Source organism: Bacillus cereus group sp. N21 (assembly GCF_016483395.1).
In the GTDB taxonomy this organism is placed as follows: domain Bacteria; phylum Bacillota; class Bacilli; order Bacillales; family Bacillaceae_G; genus Bacillus_A; species Bacillus_A pseudomycoides.
Map to the genome: position 1 here is coordinate 1 of NZ_JAEHBX010000306.1, position 305 is coordinate 305.

Consider the following 305-nt stretch of genomic DNA (forward strand, 5'->3'; position numbering starts at 1 on the left):
CCCTCTGCGTCCCTTATACTTTTGCTTGCCGTACTTGGCTATTTGTATTTGCAGAACGCTATTGTGCTGCGATATTTCCATCTGCGCGTGGTTCTTTTACTTCATACTTGTACGCATTTCCTTCGGCATCATATGCCGCTAAGTCTGTAAACGCATATTTCCATTCGCCCGCTGCGCTCACTTCTTTTGTATCAATTACTTTTCCATTTTGTAGTAGGTCTACTTTGATCGTTGTCGGACGGTTTGTCGCATTTCCATCCTTCCACGTCTTCGTTCCTTCTACTTTTGTTTGCGCTACTTTTGTA

1 protein-coding gene is annotated in these 305 nt (G+C 43.6%); it reads right to left on the bottom strand.

Going from position 1 to position 305, the window contains the following annotated elements; translation table 11 throughout:
- Positions 1-58: 58 nt before the first annotated feature.
- Positions 59-305, bottom strand: a 247-nt coding sequence (locus JDS96_RS30975; protein ID WP_242480042.1) for a Cna B-type domain-containing protein, incomplete at its 5' end; no start/stop codon positions are given.